Source organism: Pseudomonas lini, from assembly GCF_001042905.1.
GTDB classification, from domain to species: domain Bacteria; phylum Pseudomonadota; class Gammaproteobacteria; order Pseudomonadales; family Pseudomonadaceae; genus Aquipseudomonas; species Aquipseudomonas lini.
The window spans coordinates 635032-658205 of the sequence record NZ_JYLB01000001.1; the positions used below are offsets into that span (position 1 = coordinate 635032).

The window sequence follows — 23174 nt, forward strand, 5'->3', positions numbered from 1 at the left end:
CGTGTTCTCCGCTCTGCGCCTTGGGCGGCAGAAGCTCTTATTGTTGTTGTAGTCCTCGGTGCGAGTCATCGCCGCAACGGGATGACCACAGGATTACAGCAACCCAAGCGGTGAACAAATGAACGGCATACGCGGCACTGATACTTTTTTAACCACGCAGGACCATGGAAAAAAAGTATCAGTGCCCGCCATCCAGCGCGCTAGGCGTGCTACCTGTTTAGGGGGAATCTGATAACAGCGCCGTAGAGTTTCGAATCAGCTTCGACTCGTCCCGGACTTCGCGGTAGCTTTGATAAAACCAACGAAAATGGAATCGCCAGGGTGATGAACCATCACGTAACCGCAGACAAGCCACCAGCGCTTGAAGTCATTCTGAACGAGCCCCAGCACAGCTTTCGTTGGTATGAGCATGACTATCCCTTCGACCTTGCGCGCTGGAACCATCATCCGGAATTCGAGATCCACCTGATCCGCGAAGGCAGCGGACGGCTGTTGGCCGGTGACTACATCGGCTTGTTCGAGGCCGGCCATGTCGCCCTGATCGGTCCCGGCCTGCCTCACGACTGGATCAGCGACCTGGGCAAAGGGGAGGTGATTGCCGGCCGCGACGTCGTGTTGCAATTCGATGGTCAGATGCTGATGCAACTGCGCGACAAGGTTCCTGAACTCAGCGAGTTGCAAAGCCTGTTTCGCCAAGCGGCCCAAGGCATTCAGTTTCATGGCGTTACCCGCAAGAAAGCGGCCCGACTGCTGGAAGACATGGGCCAGTGCGAAGGATTGCAGCGATTGTGCCTGTTCCTGTCGTTGCTGCAGTTACTGGCATCGGCCCCCGAAAGTGAAAGACAGACGCTCGCCAGCCTGCAATATGCGCCGATGCTCGACGCATTGACGGCCCAGCGCATGAGCATTGTCTTCGACTACATCCTCAACGACCTCGCGGATGAGCTGCGGATGTCCGTCATCGCCCAGCGCCTGGACATGAATGAACCGGCCTTCTCCAAATTCTTCAAACGCGCCACTGGCCATACCTTCGTCGACCTGACGCGCAAACTGCGCGTCCAGCGCGCTTGCCGTTTGCTGGTGCAAAGCAGTTTCAGCGTTGCGGATATCTGCTTTGAAGTGGGATATGCCAACCTGTCGAATTTCAATCGACACTTTCGGCATGAAATGCAGGAGACGCCCAGTCAGTATCGACAGCGGTTGCAACGGGTGGTGGCGGTCAGTCATTAAAGGGCACAAGATCAAAAGATCGCAGCCTTCGGCAGCTCCTACGGATGTACGCGACCCATGTAGGAGCTGCCGAAGGCTGCGATCTTTTAAAGTTGACGGGACGGACCTTGAATTATTTTCCTCCAGTTCTTGACATGCCTTTCGAACCAGTCCAGAATTGCGTCCATTCCTGCTTAGGGAAGACGAAAACCCCTTAGATTTCAAAGGGTTGGAAGCTAGATTAGAATCTTGTTTCCAGATACGAGTTTACACGTTTGGTGTCGTGCTACTGACATCAGATGTTTGAGGCCGAATAGCAAAATGGTTATGCAGTGGATTGCAAATCCACCTACGCCGGTTCGATTCCGACTTCGGCCTCCACTTTAAACGAGCTCCGTAGATCCATGATCTACGGAGCTTTTTTATTTCGCAGTCCTGCAAGATTTAGTCTTGAAAAGGATCTTTGCGAACTTGCTTCACCGGAGCGGGATGTATATATTTCCCCCTCTGTTGCACAAGCGTCAGAACTGCCAGATCGTTATTGGTCAGTCTTCAGACCGCTTTACCGCGCTACCGCCCGAATGGCGAAACTGGTAGACGCATGGGACTTAAAATCCCCCGCTCGTAAGGGCGTGCCGGTTCGATTCCGGCTTCGGGCACCATCTAAAATCAAGGGTTTGCGGGCGAAAGCTAATGCAAACCCTTGTTTGTTTCTGGTCCGCTATTGTGGAGTTGGTCCGCAACTCACTTGGTTGGCGAAACTTTTTTGCCCTTGCGGTTGCGTATGTACTGCTCTGTCACTCCAGCGGCCTCCCTGGCCATATCAAACCTCTTGCACAACATGGCCACCGTTACTCGCTGGCCGATTAAATAGGTCAAGTCCATTTTCGTCACGCAGGCCAGCATCGGCGTCAGATGATTGCTGCTAGCGTCTGGCTGCCGCCGGCATGAGTGGTGGTCATGTGCATCACGGAACGACTTGGCGGCCGGATGCACCCGCCAGTTCGCACCTGCATACTCTCCGCGCTTTCGGGATCAGCTACAGTTGATAGATCATTCAACGGAGGTGCGTATGAGCATCACTGTCTGCGTCGTATGTGGAGATACCGCCGAGAAGGCTTATCCAGTAGGCAGTTTTGATGAGTTTAAATGTGCGAGTTGTGGCTATTACTCAGTCAATCGGCAGTTGATTGAGGAGATGGAGGCAGCAAATCAGGTCTTTGATACTGAGCGCACCCAGCAATATTTGATGATCCACTCTCGGCAGGGCCAAGTGCCTGCGATTACGCGTGTAGAGACTACAAAGCATCGACTGATTGTGGAGAACGCCTGAAAAAGCTCGCCGACAGGGTAGTGTCACTCATCGCCGAATAACTCGGCCCGGAGTATGGCGGGCTGGTCACGCAGCACTGCACTGATTGGTCAGGCAGCGTCCGCATCATCTCGATGCAATCGCCAACCAGTATCTGGTGGGAAAGGATCATAATTGGTTTCCAGTCAGGCGCCGGGCCTCGCCGGCTGGCATGAAGTGTATTTGTGAGCTATTGGTTGATGGACCGGCGTGAGGCCGGATTGAGGAGAGTCGATATGGCTTATTGGGATTCGTATGGTTATCCAGAGGGCGACCCAAAAGTGTGGATCACGTTCGGCCCGCAAAAGGATGGTCCGCCGCAGGTGGCGTTTCTCGGCCCTATTCAGCCAGAGGGTGATAGCCCCAAAGCGGTCGAGTACTACCAAGAGGTGGCAGGGCGCTGGACTGACGAGCTTGCAGCCCATGAAGAGTTGGACAAAATAGCTCAAGCACTCATTGAACAGAAACGTCTGTAGCAATAAGAGAGGGGTTAGCTGCGCGCGTGAGCTGATCGGTGAGCTGGCGGGGAAGTCCGCGCAGCGTCAGCGTGCCGCCAGCTTCGCAGCAGTGGTGAGTCCGGCTGACACTGTCTGCCTGACGCACCGCAATTTCTGATTCTACGACTGCTTCGCAGCCGAACGCAGCCTTCGGCAGCTGCTACAGATCCACATCAAACACTACTTCTCCGTCCATTTCCCACCACCGGTTTCGCAATCGATCTTGGCCTGCGGCAGGTTCTCGATGCTGTAGTAATACGTGATGACTTGGGCATTGTCGGGGATGTTCAGCGGTTTGCTGTTCTTGTCCTTGCTGATGGATTGAGGGTTGGCCAGCGCCTCAGGAGTCAATGTGCCCAAGCAGGTGGCCCGATAGCGATCGCCGCACTGTGCGACTTTTTTCTTGGTGCTGGTCAGCATTTCCTTGCTCTCATTGCTGCAGGACCAATCTATAGAGTCCACGGGCATGCCTTCGTACTCATAGCAGGAATGTGTTTCGATCACGGGAACTGAAGGGCTTTGCGATCGGGTTTTGACGTCGCACCCTTGCGCCATCGCCCACGTCGGGCACAGGCAGACGATCAGAAGCAGAAGAAGTCTGTTCATCGGTATTTCCTCTCCTATAGCGCCCCGTATGGGGATCAGGAGTCAGCTACACGAATGGCTGGCCGGTGAAACCGCGTGGCAGTCTTTGCAAACCGGGCATTTCGATCAGCCGCTGGGTCCAGGCTGCGCGCCAGTCATTGGCGGTGTGGGTGGCTTTGGCCTTGCGTGCGGCCCGACGTGCAGCGTTGCGTTCGTCTTTGCGTGCTTCTTTGAACGCATCGGTGTTGCGGCAGCTTCTGCATTTCACGCGGGTCAGTACGCTGCTTGAAGTCAGGTTGCTGCCTTTGTGTCCGCAGGCCAGGTGCCCGCCGACTTTGAAGTGAGTGACCATGGGGTATCTCCTTCTCGATATGTAATCGTTCGACAGACGGGCGAGGGCGTTCGTTCGTTATATAGCAGGCAAAAAAAGGCCCGCATGCGGGCGGGCCAGGGGATTTCTTGAAAGGAGTGGATGCACTGTAGGGGATGAGTTGTGAAGGCCGTGTGAAATGGGAAAAGACACAAACAAAAAATCCCGGCAAATTTGGCCGGGTGGGTGTGTAGCGCAGACAGGTGTAAGCCTGGTGACGATGATGATCACCGATCAGGCGTCCTGACTCGGGCTCAATCCCTGGTTTGAGTATCTTGGTCGACTCATCTGAAACGAGGCAGCGGCGGCTCGACAGGTTTGAGTGAAGAGAGCGCGCTGCGAATCTGCGGCGTGTCTTTCTCGATGTCATTCAGACGATCGCGAATCCTGAGGGCTGTCGGATGCCCCCCTTGATTATCAACCCAATCGGCGATTTCCTTGCATGCAGCGGCAAGGCGCGCCTGACGGGAATCAAGCAGGGTAAGCAGGGTGGTGATGGACTCTTTCTCGGACATGACATACACCTCCGTTCAAAGAAATCGGGTAAAGGGCAACAAAAAGCCCGCGAGGAGCGAGCTTTCTGCCGATGGGTCGCTGATCCTTCAGCTCCTCTGAGTATAGACCCAGATAAGAAGCCCGCAGAATTCGCAAGAATCGTACGCAAGGTGTTGCGGGCAGCCGTAACGGTGCGCATCTCGTCTTCCGGTTGAACTGAACAATCCTCATGACTTTATTGCAAGATGCATGTGCTATGGTTGTGTGCTCAAGCATTAATCATCTAATAACCAGAAGCCACCATGAATAACGATCAGCGAACCGCTCACCTCATTTACGGACCGATTGCTGCAGGAAAATCAACCTTTGCCCGCACACTTGCCACAGAGGTCAACGGTGTTCGCTTCGCCATTGACGAGTGGATGCAGGCGATGTTCGGGGCTGACGTGCCTGAACGAATGGACATGTCGTGGGTCATGCCTCGCGTGGCCAGATGCCAGGTCCAGGTCTGGTCAGTCGCACAACAAATACTTGGCACCGGAACAGATGTCATTCTGGAGCTTGGCTTGCTTCAAAAAACGGATCGGGATTCGATCAAGTCGAAGGTTGAACAAGCGGGGCATGTGGTGCTTTTCCACTTTGTCGACGCCCCACTGCCAATTCGCAGACAACGTGTGCTTCGCAGGAACGCGGAGAAGGGGGAAACTTATTCGTTCGATGTGACACCGGGGATGTTTGGGGCTATGGAGTCCTGCTTTGAGTATCCGACCGACAGTGAACTGTCGGACTCGCACCTTGTGCGAGCACCGCAAGAATGAGCAGAGTCGTGAATACAGATGACAATGGCAGTGCGGACGCAGGACTTGAGTTTTGCATCAGATTGTCGCGCGCCTATGCCAATTTGACGCGGCGCCTTGATAACGTGTTGTCCGGCTTGCACGGGCTCAGTTTTGCCGATTTCATGACCCTTTATTACCTTGAACGCGCGCCGGGTGGCAGGCTGCGTCGAGTGGACTTGGCTGAGCGCCTGGGCTTGACCGCCTCCGGTGTCACTCGCAGCTTGCTTCCCCTGGAAAAATTGGGCCTGGTATCACGACAGCCTGACCCGAGGGATGCACGAGTGGGCTACGCAACACTCACAGATTCGGGGCGCCAGCTCTTGGGCCATGCAGTTACGTCGGTCCGCACTGTTGCACAAGATGCAACCGAATGGGTTGCATCAGAACAGATCGAGGCGGCATCAGCACTACTCGGGCGACTGGCAGGGATGAACTCGTCCAATAGTTAGAAGCGCCAGGATTGGGGCAGTCATTTCGAATTATGCGGGCGCCGAAAATGAAACGAACCGGCTTCAGGCCTGCCGGGACTTCGGCGAGCTGACCGCGTTAAGCCGCCGACATTCGCGCGCGGCGTCCTCTTCAAGATCGAAGCCGTCACCGATGAAGCCGCGAGTGCGGGTATCGGCGATGCGATACCAGACGGCAGCGTCGGGGGGTGGGTGATCGGGTTCTCCAGCCCGGCGACCATGAATAATGATCTTGTTGCAGCGTTTCACAACGAAAATGTCTTCCATGGCGTCACCGAAGCTATTCGTATTCAGATCAAGCATAGAAGCCCTTTGCAATCACGCAAAAAAAGGGCAGGTCAGTTCGTCGGTTTAGTTCGCATGGAAGAGGTCTTACGGTGTTTCGGCCGTCTCGATAAGTTTATCCAGAAGCACAGCCAGCGCGACTTCTTCGGCCCTGAGTCTTTTACGTCCCCTCGATCGCGGTAGTTCAGATAATGCGCCCCGCATGAAACCATCGACGACCGCCGGATGGATGTAGCACTTGCGGCAAACCGCCGGGGTATTGCCCAACTGCCGGGCGACGTTCTTGACCATTTCCACCACATGCCGCTTCGCGTCGGCTTCCGATTCCCACTGCAACTCGCGCAGCACCGCCAACGCCAGTGCACTGCCGGCCCAGGTGCGGTAGTCCTTGGCGGTGAAATCGGCGCCGGTCAGCGTCTGCAAGTAGGCGTTGACGTCGGAGGAGCTGATGGTATGCCGTTCGCCGTTTTCGTCCAGATACTGAAAGAGGTTTTGCCCAGGAATCTCCAGGCAACGTTTGATAATTCGCGCCAGGCGCCGGTCTTTGACGGTGATCTGGTGCTCGATGCCGCTCTTGCCACGAAACTGGAACAGAATCGCGCTGCCGTTGACCTCGACATGACGGCTGCGCAAGGTCGTCAGGCCATAGGAGCGATTGTCCCGGGCGTATTGCGTGTTGCCGACCCGGATCAGCGTCGCATCGAGCAAGGTAATCACCGTGGCCATGACCTTGTCGCGGCTGAAGCCGGGCGCGGCCAACAGAGTTTCAAGCTGTTTACGCAGTTTCGGCAGGGCCTGGCCGAAGTCCCGCAAGCGCGAGTATTTGTCGGCATCGCGCACTTCCCGCCAGCGCGGGTGATAACGGTATTGCTTGCGGCCGCGAGCGTCGCGGCCGGTGGCTTGCAGATGGCCGCGCGGGTCGGGGCAAATCCATACATCGGTGTAGGCGGGCGGCACCGCGAGTGTATTGAGGCGTTTGATTTCATCCGGATCGGTAATGCGCTGACCCGCCGGGTCGAAGTAGCAAAACTTGCCGCGCAGGAGCTTGCGGGTGATGCCGGGCTGGCTGTCATCGACGTAATGCAGGTCGGGCGGCAGAACATCGGGCAACGCGGTATCTGGCATGATGGGCAATCCTGGGCGACGAATCATGGGTCGTTAAGCCATTGACCGCGTACCGTTGCCGGGGTGCCGACAGATTTTATGCCAGCACCGCCACCGCTTTGATTTGCGCCCAGAGTTGCTGTCCGGGGTGCACGCCTAACTGATCCCGGGAATAGCGGGTGATCCGCGCCAACAGCGGTGTACCGGCCGCGTTCAGGCGGATCAGTACGTGAGCGGCGTTATCGGCGCCGATTTCACTGATCACCGTGACCGGCAGGCGATTGAGAATGCTGCTTTGCTCGACGCCTTGCAGGCTCAGGCTGACATCCCGCGCCTGGACCTTGCAGCGCAGTGCCTGGCCTTCAGCCATCGGCGAATGGGCGACCCGAATGCTCAAGTCCGTGTCGGGCAGCTGCAAGGTCAACAACTGATAATCGGCGTCATAGGCGCTGACGTGTCCTTCGATCACCACGCCGGCGTCGTCGCCCAGCGCCAGTGGCAAATCGAGCCGGGCCAGGGTTTCGCCGATGGCGCCGCTGGCCAAAGCCTTGCCGTCGCTGAGCAGGACGAGGTGGTCGGCGAGCCGCGCGACTTCATCCTGAGAATGGCTGACGTACAGCACGGGGATGTCCAGCTCATCGTGCAGCCGTTGCAGGTACGGCAGGATTTCGTTTTTCCGCTGGGTATCGAGCGCCGCCAGCGGCTCATCCATCAGCAATAATTTCGGGCTGGTGAGCAGGGCGCGAGCGATGCCGATCCGCTGGCGCTCGCCGCCAGAAAGGTTCTGCGGATCGCGGTCCAGCAAATGGCCGATCCCCAGCAACTCAGTGGCATGCGCCATGTCGACCCGGCGCTGTTGGCGAGGGATGCGCCTGAGGCCGAACTCCAGATTGGCCCGCACCGATAAATGCGGGAACAGGCTGGCTTCCTGGAAGACATAACCCAAGGCGCGCTTATGCGGCGGGACGAAAATCCCCTTGTCGCTGTCCTGCCAGACTTCATCATTCACCTGAATAAAACTCTGTTCGGCCCGCTCCAGGCCGGCGATGCAGCGCAGGCAGGTGGTTTTGCCCGAACCCGAATGGCCGTAAAGCGCCGTCACTCCGCGGCCGGGCAGTTGTAGGTCCACATCCAGGGCGAATCCCGAATAATTCAGTTTCAAGCGCGTATGAATCATCGATCAGCTCCAGACCGCTTTGGTTTTACGGCTGGAGTAGAGCGCCAGCAATACCACAAACGAGAACACCAGCATCGCCCCGGCCAGCCAATGGGCCTGGGCGTATTCCATGGCTTCGACGTGATCGTAGATCTGCACCGAGACCACGCGGGTCTTGTCGGGAATGTTGCCGCCGATCATCAGCACCACGCCGAACTCGCCGACGGTGTGGGCGAAACCGAGAATGGCCGCGGTGATGAAACCGGGGCGAGCCAGCGGCAGAATTACACTGAAGAACGTGTCCCAGGGATTGGCGCGCAAGGTGGCAGCCACTTCCAATGGTCGAGTGCCGATGGCGGAAAAAGCATTCTGCAGCGGCTGGACCACGAACGGCATCGAGTACAGCACCGAGCCGATCACCAGCCCCGCAAAACTGAAGGTCAGGGTGCCAAGGCCCAGCGATTGGGTGAACTGACCGATCCAGCCGTTCGGGCCGAGCGCCAGCAACAAGTAAAAGCCGATCACCGTGGGCGGCAGCACCAGGGGCAGGGCGACGATCGCCCCGATCGGGCCGCGCAGCCAGGACCGGGTGCGCGACAGCCATAACGCAATCGGAGTGCCGATGATCAACAGGATCACGGTCGTCAGGGACGCCAGTTTGAGAGTCAGCCAGATGGCGGAATAATCGGCACTCGATAGCGTCATTTAGAGTTGGTAACCGTAGGATTTGATAACAGCGGCGGCTTTCGGACCTTTGAGGTAGTCAACCAGTGCCTTGGCGGCCGGGTTGTCCTTGCCCTTATTGAGGATCACCGCGTCTTGTTTGATCGGGTCATGCAGATCGGCCGGGACGATCCAGGCTGAACCGCTGGTGACTTTGCCGTCTTTGTAGATCTGCGACAAGGCCACAAAACCGAGTTCGGCGTTGCCAGTGGAGACGAATTGGTAGGCCTGGGTGATGTTCTGGCCTTCGACGAGTTTGTCTTTAACCTTGTCGGTCAGGCCCTGCTTGGCCAGTGCCTGAGTGGCGGCCAGGCCATATGGGGCGGCTTTCGGGTTGGCGATGGACAAATGCTGATACTGATTGTCGCTCAGCACCTTGCCCTTGGCGTCGACGTAACCGTCCTTGGCCGACCACAGCGCCAGGGTGCCGATTGCGTAAGTGAAGCGCGAGCCTTTGACCGTGTCGCCGTCGGCCTCGAGTTTTTGCGGAGTGGTGTCGTCTGCCGAGAGGAACACTTCGAACGGCGCGCCGTTCTTGATCTGGGTATAGAACTGGCCGGTTGCGCCAAAGGAGGTGACCAGTTTGTGCCCGGTGTCTTTCTCGAAATCGGCCGCGATGGCCTGGATCGGCGCAGTGAAGTTGGCAGCAACGGCGACCTGGACTTCATCCGCCTGGGCGGAGCCGAAAACGAACACGGTGAACAGGCACGCGGGGGCAATACGTGAGGCACGAATGATCATGAAACGGCTCCGTGGTAGGCGAGATGAAACGCTATATAGCGGAATATATAGCGAATCGCCTGTAAACGGAACTTGTCGGGTGCAGAGAGCGGGTTGGCATTGAGTGCTGCTAAGTGCGGAACCTGTGGGAGCGGGCTTGCTCGCGAAGGCGGTGTGTCAGGCGACATCAATGTTGACTGTGCCGTCGTCTTCGCGAGCAAGCCCGCTCCCACAGGTTTTGTGTCTAGTGAGTCAATTTGGCCAACGCTTCATCCGCCAAACGCCGAGTCAGCGCTGCCGAGGTCATTTCAACGCCCAGCGTGAACGCCTGACCGGCCCAAAGGCTGCTGAAATCCGCCTCTGCTTTCGCTCGCAATGGCATCAACGCACCGCCCGCCAGGGGGAACACCGGCGCTTTGGCGCTCATCGGCCCCAGCTCACGCATCACCCGATTAAGAATCCCCCGCGCCGGGCGTCCGGTGAAAATGTTGGTAACCGCCGTCTCGCTTTCCTTGGCCGTGCGCAACGCCTTTTGGTGAGACGCGCTGACCTTGGCCTCCGGCGTGAACAGATAAGCCGTGCCCACCTGGACCGCCGAAGCGCCCAGCACAAAAGCCGCCGCGACGCCCCGTGCATCTCCAATCCCGCCCGCCGCAATGACCGGCACTTTCACCGCATCGACGATCTGTGGCACCAGGGCAAAGGTCCCCACTTGGCTACTCAGGTCATCACTGAGGAACATCCCCCGGTGGCCGCCGGCCTCGTAACCCATGGCGATGATCGCGTCGCAACCGTGCTGCTCCAGCCAGATGGCTTCTTCGACGGTAGTCGCCGAGGAAAGAACTTTCGCCCCGGTGGCTTTTACCCGATCCAGCAGCGACTTTTCCGGCAGGCCGAAGTGAAAACTCACCACTTCAGGACGAAACTCTTCGAGCACTTCGCAGGCCGCATTATCGAACGGTGCGCGATTGGACACCGGCGTCGGCGCGTCGAAATCGACCCCCAATTCCCGATAGTACGGTTCCAGCAGGTTCTTCCAGTCCTGGGCGCGCTGCTCATCGGGCGGCGGAGGTTGATGGCAGAAGAAGTTGACGTTGAACGGGCGCTGGGTGTGTTGGCGAATCGTTTTCAGCTCCTCACGCAACTGCTCGATGCTCAGCATCGCGGCGGGCATCGAGCCCAGGCCGCCAGCGTTGCTCACCGCAATCACCATGGCCGACGTCGTCGCGCCGGCCAAGGGGCCCTGGATAATCGGCTGTTCGATCCCGAGCAGGTCAAGAATGCGGGTGTCTGGCCATTGACTCATGTGCAGTGTTCTCCGACGTCGGTAGAAGCGAATTTGTATCAGTAATGACTGACACAAGGCCAGTCGAGTTTGAGGATTGGCTTAAAGTCGGCTACGGCGATGTGTTTTCATGTGCTATTTCAACAGCACGACAACTGAGTGATTCCATCGGGAGGCAGTGATGTTCAAAGGCATTTTGATCGACAAGGACGACAGCGGTTACCGGGCCACCTTGCAAGAGATCAACGACGATCAATTGCCTGAAGGCGATGTGACCGTGCGCGTGGCGTACAGCACGTTGAACTTCAAGGATGGCCTGGCGATCACCGGCAGCAGCCCGGTGGTGCGCAAATTCCCGATGGTGCCGGGGATCGATCTGGCAGGCACTGTCGAAGTCAGCGGTCATCCGGACTACAAGGTCGGTGATCAAGTCCTGCTCAATGGCTGGGGTGTGGGTGAAGGACATTGGGGCGGATTGGCGCAGAAAGCTCGCCTGAATGGCGACTGGCTGATCCCGCTGCCCAAAGCGTTCACCGCAGCGCAAGCAATGGCCATCGGCACGGCCGGTTACACGGCGATGCTGAGCATCCTGGCGCTGGAGCACAACGGCGTGAATCCCGGTCAAGGCGAAGTGCTGGTGACGGGCGCCAACGGTGGCGTCGGCAGTTTCGCCATCGCGCTGCTGAGCAAACTCGGCTATAGCGTGGTGGCGTCAACTGGCCGCACCTCTGAGCACGAATATCTCAAGCAATTGGGCGCCAGCGAAATCATCGATCGCGCCACGTTGTCGGAGCCGGGCAAACCGTTGGCCAAGGAGCGTTGGGCGGCGGTGATCGACTCGGTCGGCAGCCACACGCTGGCCAACGCTTGCGCAAGCACTCGGGCCAACGGCACCGTCGCCGCCTGCGGTCTGGCACAAGGCATGGACTTCCCTGCCTCCGTCGCGCCGTTCATTTTGCGCGGTGTGACCCTGGCCGGCATCAACAGCGTGACCCAGCCCAAAGCCAAGCGGATACTGGCCTGGAATCGCCTGACCAAGGATCTGGACTTCGCCTTGCTGCCACTGATCAGTCACGAAATCGGCTTGAGCGAAGCCATCGACGCAGCGCAGCGCCTGCTAGCCGGCCAGTTGCGCGGCCGGGTGGTGGTCGACGTCAATCGTTGATCGTCTTGGCGCCAATCAAACAGACACACTGTAGAAACAAGGAAATAGCGACAATGGATGTAAAGCTACGTGAAGTGCTGCCCTTTAGCGTCTCGGGTTTGCAGGTGCGAACCCTCAATGTCGCAGAACAGCAGCCAGATACCGCGCGTATCGGCCCTATGTGGGAACGATTTTTCGTTGAGGACGTTTTCGACAAGATCGCCCACAAACAGCCGGATTCGTTTATGTACGGCGTCTATTCCAGCTACGAGTCCGACGCTTCGGGCCACTTCGATGTGACCGCGGGTGCGGCGGTTACCGCGCCCTCCGAGGACTTTGCGCAGATTCAAATTGAGGGTGGCGATTACCTGGTGTTCAGCGCCAAAGGGCCGATGCCCGACAGCGTCATTCAGACGTGGGGCCTGATCTGGGCTTACTTCGAGGATAACCCGCAGGTTCGCCGCAAGTTCGCCACGGACTTCGAGGTCTACACCGGCCCGGAGACCGTGGCGGTCTATATCGGCATTCAGGACTCAGCCGCGTTTTCGCGTTCCAGCAACTGACGCTTGCGCTCCACGCCCCAGCGATAGCCCGACAGGTTGCCGTCGCTGCGCACCACGCGATGGCAAGGGATCGCTACTGCCAGGCTGTTCGCGCCACAGGCCTGGGCCACGGCGCGCACGGCTTTCGGTGCGCCGATGCGCTGAGCGATATCGGCATAACTGGCGGTGCTGCCGGCGGGAATCTCCCGCAGCGCTTGCCACACCCGTTCCTGAAACGCCGTGCCGCGTACGTCCAGCGGCAAGTCCAGGCCGAGCGCCGGGGCTTCGATAAAACCCACCACTTTAGCGATCAACTGCTCGAACTCATGATCGGCGCCAATCAGGTTGGCGCGGCGAAACTTGTCCTGCAGATCACAGACCAATTGATGCGGGTCGTCCCCCAACAGAATCGCGCAGACGCCGCGCTCACTTTGCGCCACCAGAATCGCCCCGAGGGAACATTGGCCAACGGCAAAACGAATGTCGTTGTTCTGCCCGGCCGCACGGTAATCGCCGGGCTTCATGCCCAGCACTTGATCCGCCGCCTCATAGAAACGGCTGTTGGAGTTGAATCCGGCGTCATACAGCGCGTCGGTGACCGTGCCGCCGTCCGCCAGGCGTTCGCGCACCTTGCGTGAGCGATGGGCCGTGGCGTAACCCTTTGGCGTCAGGCCGGTGATGGACTTGAACACACGATGGAAGTGGAAACTGCTCAGGCCGGCCGCGTCCGCCAGTTCATTCAATGCCGGCAACGTCTCGGCGGACTCGATGTGACGGCAAGCGGCGGCCACGGTCGTGGCGTGCTGTGCGGCGACGTCGCTTTGATCCTTCGCGGCCCGTTTGCTGGGACGATAACCTGCCGCCTGAGCTTGCTCGGCGGTGTCGAAGAATTCTACATTCTGCGGTTTCGGCAAGCGTGCCAGGCTGCTGGGGCGGCAGTAGATGCCGGTGGTTTTCACCGCATACACAAACTGCCCGTCGGCGCGGGGATCACGCGCGACCACGGCGGCCCAGCGAGGATCGTTTTCGGTGGCGATATTTTTCGAATGAGTTGTCATGGCTTCATGTCCGTTGACCCGTTTCATGCAGATTAACCAGCCGACAGAGACGCCACACTCCGGGTCTTGCGGTCGAATTCAACGGTTTCATCCAGCGGTACGAAAGGTGAAGTTGATCCGTTGTTCGCCCAGCTGAGGGTGATAACCCTCCTTGATCGGCAATACGCCGTGATAACGCAAACGGTCCACGCCGCCCCAGACCACAATATCGCCGTGCATCAGCGGCACACGTTGGCTTTTGGCGCTGCGTTCGAAGCCGCCGAACAGGAATGTGGCCGGCAACCCCAAGGACACCGACACAATGGGTGCCGCGTAGGAACCTTCGTCTTTGTCCTGATGCAACGACATCCTGGCACCAGGGACATAGCGGTTAATCAAGCAGGAATCCGGTACGAAATCCATAAACCCTGCCTCTCGCGCCGCCGCTTGCGCCAACTCGAAAAACACCTCGGGCATTTCAGGCCAGGGCAGGCCGGTTTGCGGATCGTTGCGGGTGTACTTGTAACCGCTGCGATCGGTGGTCCAGCCCCAGGTGCCGCAACTGCTCAGTGCCACCGACATGGTAAACCCCCCGGGTGTGACCATCTGCCGAAAGGGCGCGGCTGCCAGAACCGCCTCCAGCGCCGGCAGCAACCGGTCGAACCACGGCAGGGCGAAGCCTCTAAGCACGTAGGATTGTTCGCCGATTTGCTCGCGCCTGGGTTGTTGCTCGGGTTCGGCATCGGCAAACAAATCGAGGGTGATCGGGCTCATGGGGTCATAACGCATCGTGAAAGATGATTCCAAGGGTATGCCGTTTTCCACTGTGCAGGCGACTCACCCCGTGACGCATGGTCACCCGGTAATAGCCGCGAACGCCTTTTACCGGGCGCTGATTCACGGCAAAAATCAACGCGTCGCCTTTCTTCAGGCCGATGACTTGCGGGCGTGACTGCATCCGTGGGCGTTGTTCGGTCAGCACAAATTCACCGCCGGTGAAGTCTTCTCCCGGTTCTGACAGAAGAATCGCCACTTGCAGCGGGAAGACGTGTTCGCCGTACAGATCCTGATGCAAACAGTTGTAGTCCTGCGGGCCGTATTGCAGCAACAAAGGTGTTGGACGTTCCTGACCGGCGGCATGGCAGCGTTGCAAAAATGCTTCGTGCGATTCGGGGAAGCGGGTCGGCAGGTCCATGCATTCGTGCCAGCGATTGGCGATTGGAACCAGTCGAGGGTAGAGCGCGCTACGCAACCGGGCCACCGGATCTGGCAGCGGGTACTTGAAGTACTTGTATTCACCACGGCCAAAACCGTGGCGAGCCATCACCACTTTCGAGCGAAAGGGTTCGGGCCGGTCGTACAGGGCGCTTATTTCATCGCAGGTCTCAGGGCTTAAAAACGACCTGATAACGGCGTAGCCATCCTGGTCGAGTTGCTGCTGCAGCGCGTTCCAGTCGAGGGCATCATTGTGAATCGGGTCGGTAAACAAGGGGTCTGACTCCTTGACCAAAAGGTCGAGGCGGCCAGTTTAGTGAGCGTTGCGGGAGTGGACACTCCGGCGCTTGCGGTCGAATTCGAAAGGGGAGCAGACGTCCATGTTGTCGCTCCAGATCGCTTTACAACGCTTTGCTCACGCTGATCTCGCTGATGACATCTTCAGTCTGGCCATGAATGACGTCGAGTGCAGCCTTGGCTTCTTCTTCCGTGCCGTTCTCCAGCTGGGCGAATTCAAAGCGGCGCTCGCCGTTGAGTTTGTATTTGATGACGTATTTGGTCGTCTGGGCCACGGTCATACCTGCCTGTTTTCGTGTGGGCTCAGCTCAGTTTCGAGCTGGAGCGGCGGATGATCTTGATCGAGTGCGTCAGGCTCGGCTTGCGGGTCACGCTGATCGGCCGACGGGTGACCATGTCGATGGTGATGTTCCAGAAACCAGTGCTCGGCGCAGTGATGCGGGCCGGGAAGGTGTCGAATGCGCCACCGTGGTAAGTGTGACGGCCGCCATTCTTGAAGCTGCGGAAGTTGGCGTCGTTCATCAAGCGGATGTTGCACATTTGGGAGCACTGAATGACGACGATGTCGTCTTCGTTGAGGTGCTCGCGCTGGTGGATAAATTTCATGAGGCGCCTCCAGAAGGGCTTTTTCTACAAAATCAAAACGATAGCATGGGCGATTAGCGCAGTTTATCAGCCCGAACAGGTTATTATCCGGCTGTCGGGGTGCGCTTTGACAATTAAAAACAGTTATTCGGAATTCTATGAGCGATAAAAGCAATGAGCCTCGGAGAAAAACAGTATTTGTGCTGTCGGAGGGTCTTTATCGGAGGTTTTGTATGAAGTGGGGTGTTCTGGTCGTGCCGTTGGCATTGGCAGTGGGTGGATGTGCGAGTGTCTCGGACATCAATGAGTCGCTGCCCACTATGAGCGTGATTTCAGGCAAGAAACCCCATGAGTACGCGCAGTGCCTGGTCCAGAAACTGGCCGAAAGCCGTGGAGCGCTGCAAGTCGAGCCGCACAAGGAAGGCGTGCGGGTTATCGTGCCGCAGAAGTTCTCCTCGGGGCCGGCAGCGGTATTTGAAATTGAAGACCGCTCCGGCGGCAGCAGCATCAAGCTGCATGAACGCATCTCCAATGTGCCTTTGCGCCCATGGGATGTGCGCAATGCCGCCACCGCGTGCATATCCGGCTGATAAACTACCCCCGGTCAGCATCGATGCCGTCAAAGTCGCGCTTTGACGGCATTGTCATTTCTGGAGTCAAGCATGAAGCGAGAGCAGGTGCGGGAGCGCCATGCAGAGGGTCATATCTCTGCCACCCACGTGATTCAGAACCCGGCAAATCCGGGGGAGTGGATCGTGTTTTTCAAGAAAAGCGCCGGGCGCAGTTTTTTCCTGGTGGATGACAACGATGAAGTCGAGTCCTTCAGCCGCCTCGACGATTTGATCGAGACCGTGCGCGGGCTCGGGATCAAATTCGCCGAAATCCATATGTAGGGCAGGGGGAGCTCTAATGCCGGTAAGTTAAGACACAGAATCTGTGGGAGCGAGGCTTGCCCGCGAAGAATGCACCGCGGTTTTTCAGGTATTACGCGTCATCGTTCTTCGCGGGCAAGCCTCGCTCCCACAGGATTTGCGTAGCTCAAGTGTCTTAACTTACCGGCATTGGGAGCCCTACTTGCAGACCACCACCACGCTGCGATTTTTGTAGTTGCCGACGTCGACGCCCAAGGTCTTGTCGCTTTCCTCAGGCGAAGGTGTGCCATCGGTACCGACAATCCGATAGCCGGTGCCGGCGCAAGAGGCATCGGCTTTTTCGTAGCAGGTGGCCCAGGAATTGGCCTCGCCGGAGCAATCGATGGTCAGCCCCTGTTCACCATTGTCCAGGTAGGTTTTTTCAGCCGAGGCACAGCCCGCCAAGGCCAGAACTGCAAACAGCGCCAGTATCGTTTTCATGAAATCAGTCATCGGGAAGGGAAGGGCTGGCGCGAGGGTATAGCGAATGGCCATTTCGGTACAGATAAACCCATCACCGAGTCCCCGTTCAATGCTCGAACGGCATTTGCCGGGGCCGGTCCTGGTCATTTCTTGCGGCGGGGGCTCCGGACTGGCGCTGCTTCACGGGGCGCGGCCGGGGCAGAGCGGTCGTCCTGGAACACCGCAGCCACTTCCACCGCCATCGCCTTGCTGGGCAATGGGCCGGCGACCTGTTCGCCGTGGTAATTGACTATCCACCACTGACCGTCCTCGTCCTGGCTGACCGAATAACCGTTTGCGTTTTGTGCTGCCGACATATAACTGCCTCGTTGGCGGGATCAAGGCGGCCATGATACGTCAAATGCACGCAAACGGCGCTCATGGGCGTAGAGTGGGACCGCTCGAACCGTCGAACCGGAAGGCGATTGAACTATTCGCCGGTTTATTTCTCTATGATGGCATCGGTTAGCCAGCGCGGGGCATTGTAAGGTGCCCGCCGCCTGATTAGACTGCGCCGAAACTCGAACACACAGCCCTTTCAAGGACTTATATGATCAAGAAATGCTTGTTCCCAGCAGCCGGTTACGGTACTCGCTTCCTGCCAGCGACTAAAGCCATGCCCAAAGAAATGCTGCCGGTGGTAAACAAGCCACTGATCCAGTACGGCGTCGAAGAAGCACTGGACGCCGGGTTGACCGAAATCTCCATCGTCACCGGTCGCGGTAAGCGCGCCCTGGAAGACCACTTCGACATCAGCTACGAGCTGGAAAACCAGATCAAGGGCACCGACAAAGAGAAATACCTGGTCGGTATCCGCAAGCTGCTCGACAACTGCTCCTTCTCCTACACTCGCCAGACCGAAATGAAAGGCCTGGGCCACGCGATTCTGACTGGCCGTCCGCTGATCGGCGACGAACCGTTCGCCGTGGTACTGGCGGATGACTTGTGCGTAAACCTGGAAGGCGACGGCGTACTGACCCAGATGGTCAAGCTGTACAAGCAGTTCCGCTGCTCGATCGTTGCCATTCAGGAAGTCGATCCGCAAGAAACTCACAAGTACGGCGTGATTGCCGGTGAGATGATCCGCGACGACATCTACCGCGTTCACAGCATGGTTGAAAAACCAAAGCCTGAAGATGCGCCGTCGAACCTGGCGATCATCGGCCGTTACATCCTGACCCCGGACATCTTCGACCTGATCGAACAAACCGAGCCAGGCAAGGGCGGCGAAATCCAGATCACCGACGCCCTGATGAAGCAGGCACAAAACGGCTGCGTCATGGCCTACAAGTTCAAAGGCAAGCGTTTCGACTGCGGTGGCGCCGAAGGCTACATCGACGCGACCAACTTCTGCTTCGAGAACTTCTACAAGACTGGCAAGGCTTACTGATAGCGCCTGAGCTGCTTGTATTGAAAAGCCACCTTCAGACTGTGTGAAAACACACGGGTGAAGGCCCAAGCAAACGCCCCGACTTGTTCGGGGCGTTTGCTTTTGTGTGGGTGACAGGAAAAAAGGCTCTACGCCGATCAACACTTAAATGTCTGTCGAGTCGGTGAGGCTGATCGTACAGATCAGGATTACGGCGAATTCAGAAGCAGCCTACGGAGAGTTTCAAATATATTGGGCAGTCGTTTGAGCACGTTTTTTCATTGCTGAACTGATTAAATCCTCGCCAAGGAAGCGCGTAGGAAACGTTTCACGGGCGCATTGAAAAATGTCCCGTGAATTTTTTTGTGTGCAGTAAGGAGTTTTACCCATGGCATTAATAAGTGAGGCGACACACCGCGGAGCGAGATCAAAACGTTGGTTAGGCCTAAGCGTGCTGATGCTGCCTGTGTTGCTGGTGACAGTTGATAATACGGTGCTTGGATTCGCGCTACCAAAAATTGCCGAGGCCCTGCGTCCAAGCGCTAGCCAGCAGTTGTGGATGATCGATGCTTATTCGCTGGTCTTGGCGGGATTGCTGGTGTCGATGGGCAGTCTGGGAGATCGAATCGGTCATCGTAAGTTGTTGCTGGCCGGGTCTTTGGGTTTTGCCATTGTGTCGGTGCTAACCGCGTATTCCGATACCGCCACGCAACTGATTGCCGGGCGAGCTTGTATGGGCGTTTTCGGTGCAATGCTGATGCCCTCAACGTTGGCGTTGATACGTTCGGTGTTCGAGGATCGAGAAGAACGCAGGCTAGCAGTCGCGATCTGGGCAACGACGTTGACGGTCGGCTCGGCACTCGGTCCTTTGGTGGGCGGGGTATTGCTGGAGTTTTTCAGTTGGGGGTCGATTTTCCTGTTGGCGGTGCCCGTGTTGGTGCCACTGCTGGTATTGGGGCCATTGTTGTTGCCCGAATCCGAGCGAGATGCTTCAGGACCGTTGGATCCGATAAGCATCCTGCAATCGATGGTAGCCCTTGGTGCCATTGTTTATGGCATTAAACACAGCGCCAGTAATGGTATCGACTGGATGGCGCTGACAACATTTGCAGTAGGCGCAGTTGCAGGCAGGATGTTTGTGCGTCGACAGTTACGTCTGCCAGTGCCGTTGATGGACCTGAGTTTGTTCCGCAGTGGCACCTTTAGCGGCTCTGTCGCGATTAATTTGATGAGTCTCGCGTTTCTCGTCGGTTTCGTATTCTTTACCACTCAGTTCCTGCAGATCGTTCTTCAGATGTCGCCCTTGAGTGCTAGCCTCGCGTTGGTCCCAGGTCAGATCATGGCGATTGTAGTGGGAATGGCGGTCGTGCCTGTTGCACAGCGATTACAGGTGCATGTGCTGATACCGATTTTGATGGCGTTTGCTGGAACGGCGTTTTTGCTGGTCGCCAGCATGGGAAGTAGCCTGACCGTTCTAGTGGTGTCTTTTGCCTTGCTGAACATTGGCGTGGGCGCGATCGCGACGGTGTCCAATGATGTGATTTTGTCAGCCGCACCACCAGCAAAGGCTGGCGCCGCGTCGGCCATTAGCGAAACGGCCTATGAAGTGGGCGTAGTTTTGGGGACGACAGTGCTCGGCGGTCTCGTCACTGCCCACTATCGCGGTGCATTGCAGCTTCCGGGGTTTCTGACCGAAGTGCAGATGATTCTGGCGAGTGAAACGCTATCTGGCGCCCATCATGTGGCGGCAGACTTGTCGGGTGATCAAGCAAGAGAATTGATGACGCAGGCGGGAAGGGCATTCGAAGGTGGGATTAGTTTGGTTTCGTGGGTGACGTTCGGCTTGGCACTCATGGCGATTTTGATTGCTTGGCGCACTCTGCGGACACCAAAAACGCAATCTGCAAAGGGCCATTGATCGAAAGCGGAGGTTGGGCCGCGCATCGCACGGCCCGAGCATTTCAGCGCAAAGCTTGATCCACGGCCGCCCGCAGGTATGCTGGTGACCTGCCAAGGAGATAGAAATGGCCTACGATTTTGACCTTTATGTGATTGGTGCCGGTTCCGGTGGTGTGCGGGCTGCGCGGTTTGCGGCCGGTTTTGGCGCGAAAGTCGCCGTGGCCGAGAGCCGCTATCTGGGCGGTACGTGCGTGAACGTCGGCTGCGTGCCGAAAAAATTGCTGGTCTACGGCGCGCACTTCGCCGAAGACTTCGAGCAGTCGCAAGGTTTTGGCTGGACCCCGGGTGAGGCGAAGTTCGACTGGGCGACGCTGATCGCCAACAAGGATCGCGAGATCAATCGCCTGAACGGCATCTATCGCAATCTGCTGGTCAACAGCGGCGTGACCTTGCATGAGGGGCACGCGAAAATCGTCGATCCGCATACCATCGAGTTCGATGGCAAACGCTACACCGCCAAAAATATCCTGATTGCTACCGGTGGCTGGCCGCAGATCCCGGAGATTCCGGGGCACGAGCACGCGATCAGTTCCAACCAGGCGTTCTTCCTTAAAGAGCTGCCAAAGCGCGTTCTGGTGGTTGGTGGTGGTTACATTGCGGTGGAGTTTGCCGGGATTTTCCACGGGCTGGGTGCCGAGACCACGCTGCTGTATCGCGGTGATCTGTTCCTACGCGGCTTTGATGGCGCGGTGCGCAAACATTTGCAGGAAGAGCTGACCAAACGCGGCATGGACCTGCAATTCAATGCCGACATCGAGCGCATCGACAAGCAAGCCGATGGCAGCCTGACAGCCACGCTCAAAGACGGTCGTAAGCTGGAGGCAGACTGCGTGTTCTACGCCACCGGTCGGCGTCCGATGCTCGACAACCTGGGGCTGGAAAACACCGGCGTCAAACTCGACAAGAAAGGGTTTGTCGAAGTCGATGAGCAGTATCAAACCGCAGAGCCATCGATCCTGGCCCTAGGCGATGTGATCGGGCGAGTACAGCTCACGCCGGTCGCTCTGGCCGAAGGCATGGCCGTGGCGCGACGCTTGTTCAAGCCCGAGCAATATCGCCCGGTGGATTACAAGATGATCCCGACCGCCGTCTTCAGCTTGCCGAACATTGGCACTGTCGGCCTGACCGAGGAAGAGGCGCGAGAGGCCGGGCACGATGTGGTGATCTTCGAAAGCCGTTTCCGGCCAATGAAGCTGACCCTGACCGAATGCCAGGAACGCACCTTGATGAAGCTTGTGGTGGACGCCAAGACTGACAAAGTCTTGGGCTGCCACATGGTCGGTCCAGAGGCCGGCGAGATCGTGCAAGGATTGGCGATTGCGCTGAAGGCGGGCGCGACCAAGCGTGATTTCGACGAAACCATCGGCGTGCATCCGACGGCCGCCGAAGAGTTCGTCACTATGCGTACGCCAGTCGCGGGTTAATCGTCCTTATGCGAGGCTGATGCGTCTGGCTCTGTCGCAACGGCAGCGGCCAGGCGCGCACTTTCATCGAGGCTTGCCTGCAACTTGATCAGTTCAACTTCCAGCGCTTTGTTGATGTGCGACTGTTCATCGATGTTCTGCTTGAGTGACTGGCTTTCCAGCATGGCAATGCGCAAGCGTTCCTGGAGGAGGGTGCGCTCGCTGTCGATACGGTTGACCTGTTCCAGCAGCTGATCCTGTCGGCTGTTGGTGTGCTTGAGTTGCTCTTGCGACAGGCTCAACTCGCGCAGCGTTCCGCGGTTTTCCGTCAACAAGCGCTCGTTGTCGCGATGCAATTGGGTGATTTCATCCTGGCGTACCAGTGCGCTTTGCTGCGCCTGACGCAACTCCATCTGAATCTGCTGCACCTGACCTTCGTGGCGGCGCTGTTCCTGCTCGCGCTGGTCTTTGACGGCGTTGCGGTAGTGTTCCAGTGCCTCGCGGGCATGCAGGTGCTTTTCTTCCAGTGAGCGGATCTGCTCGTCCTTGTCCTGCAAACGTAATTCGAAATCTGCCAACGCCTGATTCAGTCCGGCGTTGCGGGTTTGCTCGCTTTGCAGCATGGAGCGGGTGTCTTGCAGTTCTGCCGATTCCTGAGTCAGCGCCAGGCTTTGAATTTCGTATTGCTGGTGCAATTCGGTATTGGCCTCGCGGGCCTCGTGCAACTGGGTTTCCAGCTCTTTTCGTTGTTGCTCGAACTGTGCGCGCGCCTGGTCGATGGGTTCTTGCGCCTGTTCTTTCAGGCGTTGCGCCAGGCGCGACACCAGACTTGTGAGCTCATCATCGATAGGTTCGGAAGGCGCTTGCTCGGGCTCGGCGCCGTCATCGAGCTCCTTCATATAGCGATGGATTGTGGTTTTTGAACCGGTATTGCCCATCTCGATCCGCACCGCATCAATGCTCGGGTGTTCGCCCCGGGCGAGGATTGCCGAGCGTGCCGCCTGCACCAGTGCCTTGTTTACGCCGCCACGTGCCATGTGTTCTCCTACGATTTGATACTGTGGTACGTACCACTAATATGCGCAATGTACCATGATATGAATAGAGTTTAAATTCTGTGATTTATCATGCGGGATATACTGGTATTACCCCGTGTGATGCGCT

At 57.7% G+C, this 23174-nt stretch carries 29 protein-coding genes, 2 tRNA genes and 1 pseudogene; 14 read left to right on the plus strand and 18 right to left on the minus strand.

Annotated features, from left to right (window positions below; all coding sequences use genetic code 11):
* Positions 1–324: 324 nt before the first annotated feature.
* The 4 genes from TU81_RS02780 (at position 325) to TU81_RS02795 (ending at position 2542) form a co-directional block, all read left to right on the plus strand.
* Positions 325–1230 (plus strand): helix-turn-helix domain-containing protein, encoded by a 906-nt coding sequence (locus TU81_RS02780; RefSeq protein ID WP_038983168.1) that lies wholly within the window; start codon positions 325–327, stop codon positions 1228–1230.
* Positions 1231–1516: 286 nt separating this feature from the next.
* Positions 1517–1590 (plus strand) — tRNA-Cys (locus TU81_RS02785).
* Between the two features lie 194 nt (positions 1591–1784).
* A tRNA-Leu gene (locus TU81_RS02790) sits at positions 1785–1871 on the plus strand.
* Between the two features lie 410 nt (positions 1872–2281).
* Positions 2282–2542 carry a hypothetical protein gene (locus tag TU81_RS02795; RefSeq protein ID WP_038983173.1) on the plus strand — a complete coding sequence of 87 codons (261 nt, stop codon included), beginning with the start codon at positions 2282–2284 and terminating at the stop codon, positions 2540–2542.
* 46 nt (positions 2543–2588) lie between these two features.
* Here the strand turns inward: TU81_RS02795 and TU81_RS30635 are convergent.
* Positions 2589–2693: pseudogene (locus tag TU81_RS30635) on the minus strand (site-specific DNA-methyltransferase); the annotation flags it as partial.
* Between the two features lie 103 nt (positions 2694–2796).
* Here TU81_RS30635 and TU81_RS02800 point away from each other — a divergent pair.
* The gene (locus TU81_RS02800) at positions 2797–3036 is read left to right on the plus strand and encodes a hypothetical protein (protein ID WP_048393239.1); all 240 of its coding nucleotides are present in this window, start codon (positions 2797–2799) and stop codon (positions 3034–3036) included.
* 201 nt (positions 3037–3237) lie between these two features.
* On the opposite strand, the gene TU81_RS02805 is transcribed toward TU81_RS02800, so the two are convergent.
* From TU81_RS02805 to TU81_RS02815, 3 genes are all read right to left on the minus strand, one after another.
* Positions 3238–3663: a hypothetical protein gene (locus TU81_RS02805; protein WP_048393241.1), complete on the minus strand. Its 426-nt coding sequence runs from the start codon at positions 3661–3663 to the stop codon at positions 3238–3240.
* Between the two features lie 46 nt (positions 3664–3709).
* Positions 3710–3994 carry a hypothetical protein gene (locus TU81_RS02810; protein ID WP_048393242.1) on the minus strand — a complete coding sequence of 95 codons (285 nt, stop codon included), beginning with the start codon at positions 3992–3994 and terminating at the stop codon, positions 3710–3712.
* A gap of 302 nt (positions 3995–4296) precedes the next feature.
* Positions 4297–4527: a hypothetical protein gene (locus TU81_RS02815; protein ID WP_008012835.1), complete on the minus strand. Its 231-nt coding sequence runs from the start codon at positions 4525–4527 to the stop codon at positions 4297–4299.
* A gap of 282 nt (positions 4528–4809) precedes the next feature.
* Here TU81_RS02815 and TU81_RS02820 point away from each other — a divergent pair, with 282 nt between their 5' ends.
* On the plus strand, positions 4810–5325 hold the full coding sequence (locus TU81_RS02820) for an AAA family ATPase (protein WP_048393246.1): 516 nt from the start codon (positions 4810–4812) through the stop codon (positions 5323–5325).
* 8 nt (positions 5326–5333) lie between these two features.
* Entirely contained in the window at positions 5334–5795 is a 462-nt protein-coding gene (locus TU81_RS02825; protein WP_231669742.1) for a MarR family winged helix-turn-helix transcriptional regulator, read from the plus strand.
* A 63-nt stretch (positions 5796–5858) separates the two neighbouring features.
* On the opposite strand, the gene TU81_RS02830 is transcribed toward TU81_RS02825, so the two are convergent.
* The 6 genes from TU81_RS02830 to TU81_RS02855 form a co-directional block, all read right to left on the minus strand.
* Positions 5859–6116, minus strand: a complete 258-nt coding sequence (locus TU81_RS02830) for a hypothetical protein (protein WP_038983179.1) — start codon at positions 6114–6116, stop codon at positions 5859–5861.
* Positions 6117–6185: 69 nt separating this feature from the next.
* The gene (locus TU81_RS02835) at positions 6186–7223 is read right to left on the minus strand and encodes a DNA topoisomerase IB (protein ID WP_048393248.1); all 1038 of its coding nucleotides are present in this window, start codon (positions 7221–7223) and stop codon (positions 6186–6188) included.
* Between the two features lie 76 nt (positions 7224–7299).
* Positions 7300–8379, minus strand: a complete 1080-nt coding sequence (gene modC, locus TU81_RS02840) for a molybdenum ABC transporter ATP-binding protein (protein WP_048393250.1) — start codon at positions 8377–8379, stop codon at positions 7300–7302.
* 3 nt (positions 8380–8382) lie between these two features.
* Positions 8383–9063, minus strand: coding sequence for a molybdate ABC transporter permease subunit (gene modB, locus TU81_RS02845; RefSeq protein ID WP_048393252.1), 681 nt, complete (start codon positions 9061–9063; stop codon positions 8383–8385).
* Positions 9064–9822, minus strand: coding sequence for a molybdate ABC transporter substrate-binding protein (gene modA, locus TU81_RS02850; RefSeq protein ID WP_038983183.1), 759 nt, complete (start codon positions 9820–9822; stop codon positions 9064–9066).
* A 223-nt stretch (positions 9823–10045) separates the two neighbouring features.
* Entirely contained in the window at positions 10046–11107 is a 1062-nt protein-coding gene (locus TU81_RS02855) for an NAD(P)H-dependent flavin oxidoreductase (RefSeq protein WP_048393254.1), read from the minus strand.
* Positions 11108–11267: 160 nt separating this feature from the next.
* Between TU81_RS02855 and acuI the strand changes: the two genes are divergently transcribed.
* Together acuI and TU81_RS02865 are read left to right on the plus strand one after the other, a co-directional pair.
* On the plus strand, positions 11268–12251 hold the full coding sequence (gene acuI / locus TU81_RS02860; RefSeq protein WP_048393255.1) for an acrylyl-CoA reductase (NADPH): 984 nt from the start codon (positions 11268–11270) through the stop codon (positions 12249–12251).
* A gap of 53 nt (positions 12252–12304) precedes the next feature.
* Positions 12305–12793 carry a GyrI-like domain-containing protein gene (locus TU81_RS02865; protein WP_048393257.1) on the plus strand — a complete coding sequence of 163 codons (489 nt, stop codon included), beginning with the start codon at positions 12305–12307 and terminating at the stop codon, positions 12791–12793.
* Here TU81_RS02865 and ada read toward each other — a convergent pair.
* The 5 genes from ada to TU81_RS02885 form a co-directional block, all read right to left on the minus strand.
* A complete protein-coding gene (ada, locus tag TU81_RS02870; RefSeq protein ID WP_048393648.1) occupies positions 12757–13830 on the minus strand; it encodes a bifunctional DNA-binding transcriptional regulator/O6-methylguanine-DNA methyltransferase Ada in 1074 nt (357 codons plus the stop codon). The two genes, TU81_RS02865 and ada, sit on opposite strands and share 37 nt — an antisense overlap.
* An 87-nt stretch (positions 13831–13917) precedes the next feature.
* Entirely contained in the window at positions 13918–14598 is a 681-nt protein-coding gene (alkB, locus tag TU81_RS02875) for a DNA oxidative demethylase AlkB (RefSeq protein ID WP_048393259.1), read from the minus strand.
* Positions 14588–15298, minus strand: a complete 711-nt coding sequence (locus tag TU81_RS02880) for a 2OG-Fe(II) oxygenase (protein ID WP_048393261.1) — start codon at positions 15296–15298, stop codon at positions 14588–14590. The genes alkB and TU81_RS02880 overlap by 11 nt, the downstream gene beginning before the upstream one ends.
* A gap of 127 nt (positions 15299–15425) precedes the next feature.
* Positions 15426–15596 (minus strand): hypothetical protein, encoded by a 171-nt coding sequence (locus TU81_RS30405; protein ID WP_162232616.1) that lies wholly within the window; start codon positions 15594–15596, stop codon positions 15426–15428.
* 28 nt (positions 15597–15624) lie between these two features.
* Positions 15625–15927: a DUF1883 domain-containing protein gene (locus TU81_RS02885; protein ID WP_038983189.1), complete on the minus strand. Its 303-nt coding sequence runs from the start codon at positions 15925–15927 to the stop codon at positions 15625–15627.
* Between the two features lie 212 nt (positions 15928–16139).
* On the opposite strand from TU81_RS02885, the gene TU81_RS02890 reads away from it, so the two are divergent.
* On the plus strand, positions 16140–16496 hold the full coding sequence (locus tag TU81_RS02890; protein ID WP_048393263.1) for a hypothetical protein: 357 nt from the start codon (positions 16140–16142) through the stop codon (positions 16494–16496).
* 72 nt (positions 16497–16568) lie between these two features.
* A complete protein-coding gene (locus tag TU81_RS02895; RefSeq protein ID WP_007935641.1) occupies positions 16569–16799 on the plus strand; it encodes a hypothetical protein in 231 nt (76 codons plus the stop codon).
* A 177-nt stretch (positions 16800–16976) separates the two neighbouring features.
* On the opposite strand, the gene TU81_RS02900 is transcribed toward TU81_RS02895, so the two are convergent.
* Positions 16977–17258, minus strand: coding sequence for a hypothetical protein (locus tag TU81_RS02900; RefSeq protein ID WP_038983723.1), 282 nt, complete (start codon positions 17256–17258; stop codon positions 16977–16979).
* Positions 17259–17383: 125 nt separating this feature from the next.
* The gene (locus TU81_RS02905; protein WP_038983191.1) at positions 17384–17596 is read right to left on the minus strand and encodes a hypothetical protein; all 213 of its coding nucleotides are present in this window, start codon (positions 17594–17596) and stop codon (positions 17384–17386) included.
* Positions 17597–17829: 233 nt separating this feature from the next.
* On the opposite strand from TU81_RS02905, the gene galU reads away from it, so the two are divergent.
* The 3 genes from galU to gorA all read left to right on the plus strand — a co-directional run bounded on the left by galU (position 17830) and on the right by gorA (position 22031).
* Positions 17830–18669 (plus strand): UTP--glucose-1-phosphate uridylyltransferase GalU, encoded by an 840-nt coding sequence (gene galU / locus TU81_RS02910; protein WP_010460715.1) that lies wholly within the window; start codon positions 17830–17832, stop codon positions 18667–18669.
* A gap of 367 nt (positions 18670–19036) precedes the next feature.
* On the plus strand, positions 19037–20566 hold the full coding sequence (locus TU81_RS02915) for an MFS transporter (RefSeq protein ID WP_048393268.1): 1530 nt from the start codon (positions 19037–19039) through the stop codon (positions 20564–20566).
* Between the two features lie 106 nt (positions 20567–20672).
* Entirely contained in the window at positions 20673–22031 is a 1359-nt protein-coding gene (gorA, locus tag TU81_RS02920) for a glutathione-disulfide reductase (protein ID WP_048393270.1), read from the plus strand.
* Here gorA and TU81_RS02925 read toward each other — a convergent pair.
* A complete protein-coding gene (locus TU81_RS02925; RefSeq protein ID WP_038983193.1) occupies positions 22028–23047 on the minus strand; it encodes a DNA-binding protein in 1020 nt (339 codons plus the stop codon). The genes gorA and TU81_RS02925 overlap by 4 nt on opposite strands.
* Positions 23048–23174 lie beyond the last annotated feature (127 nt).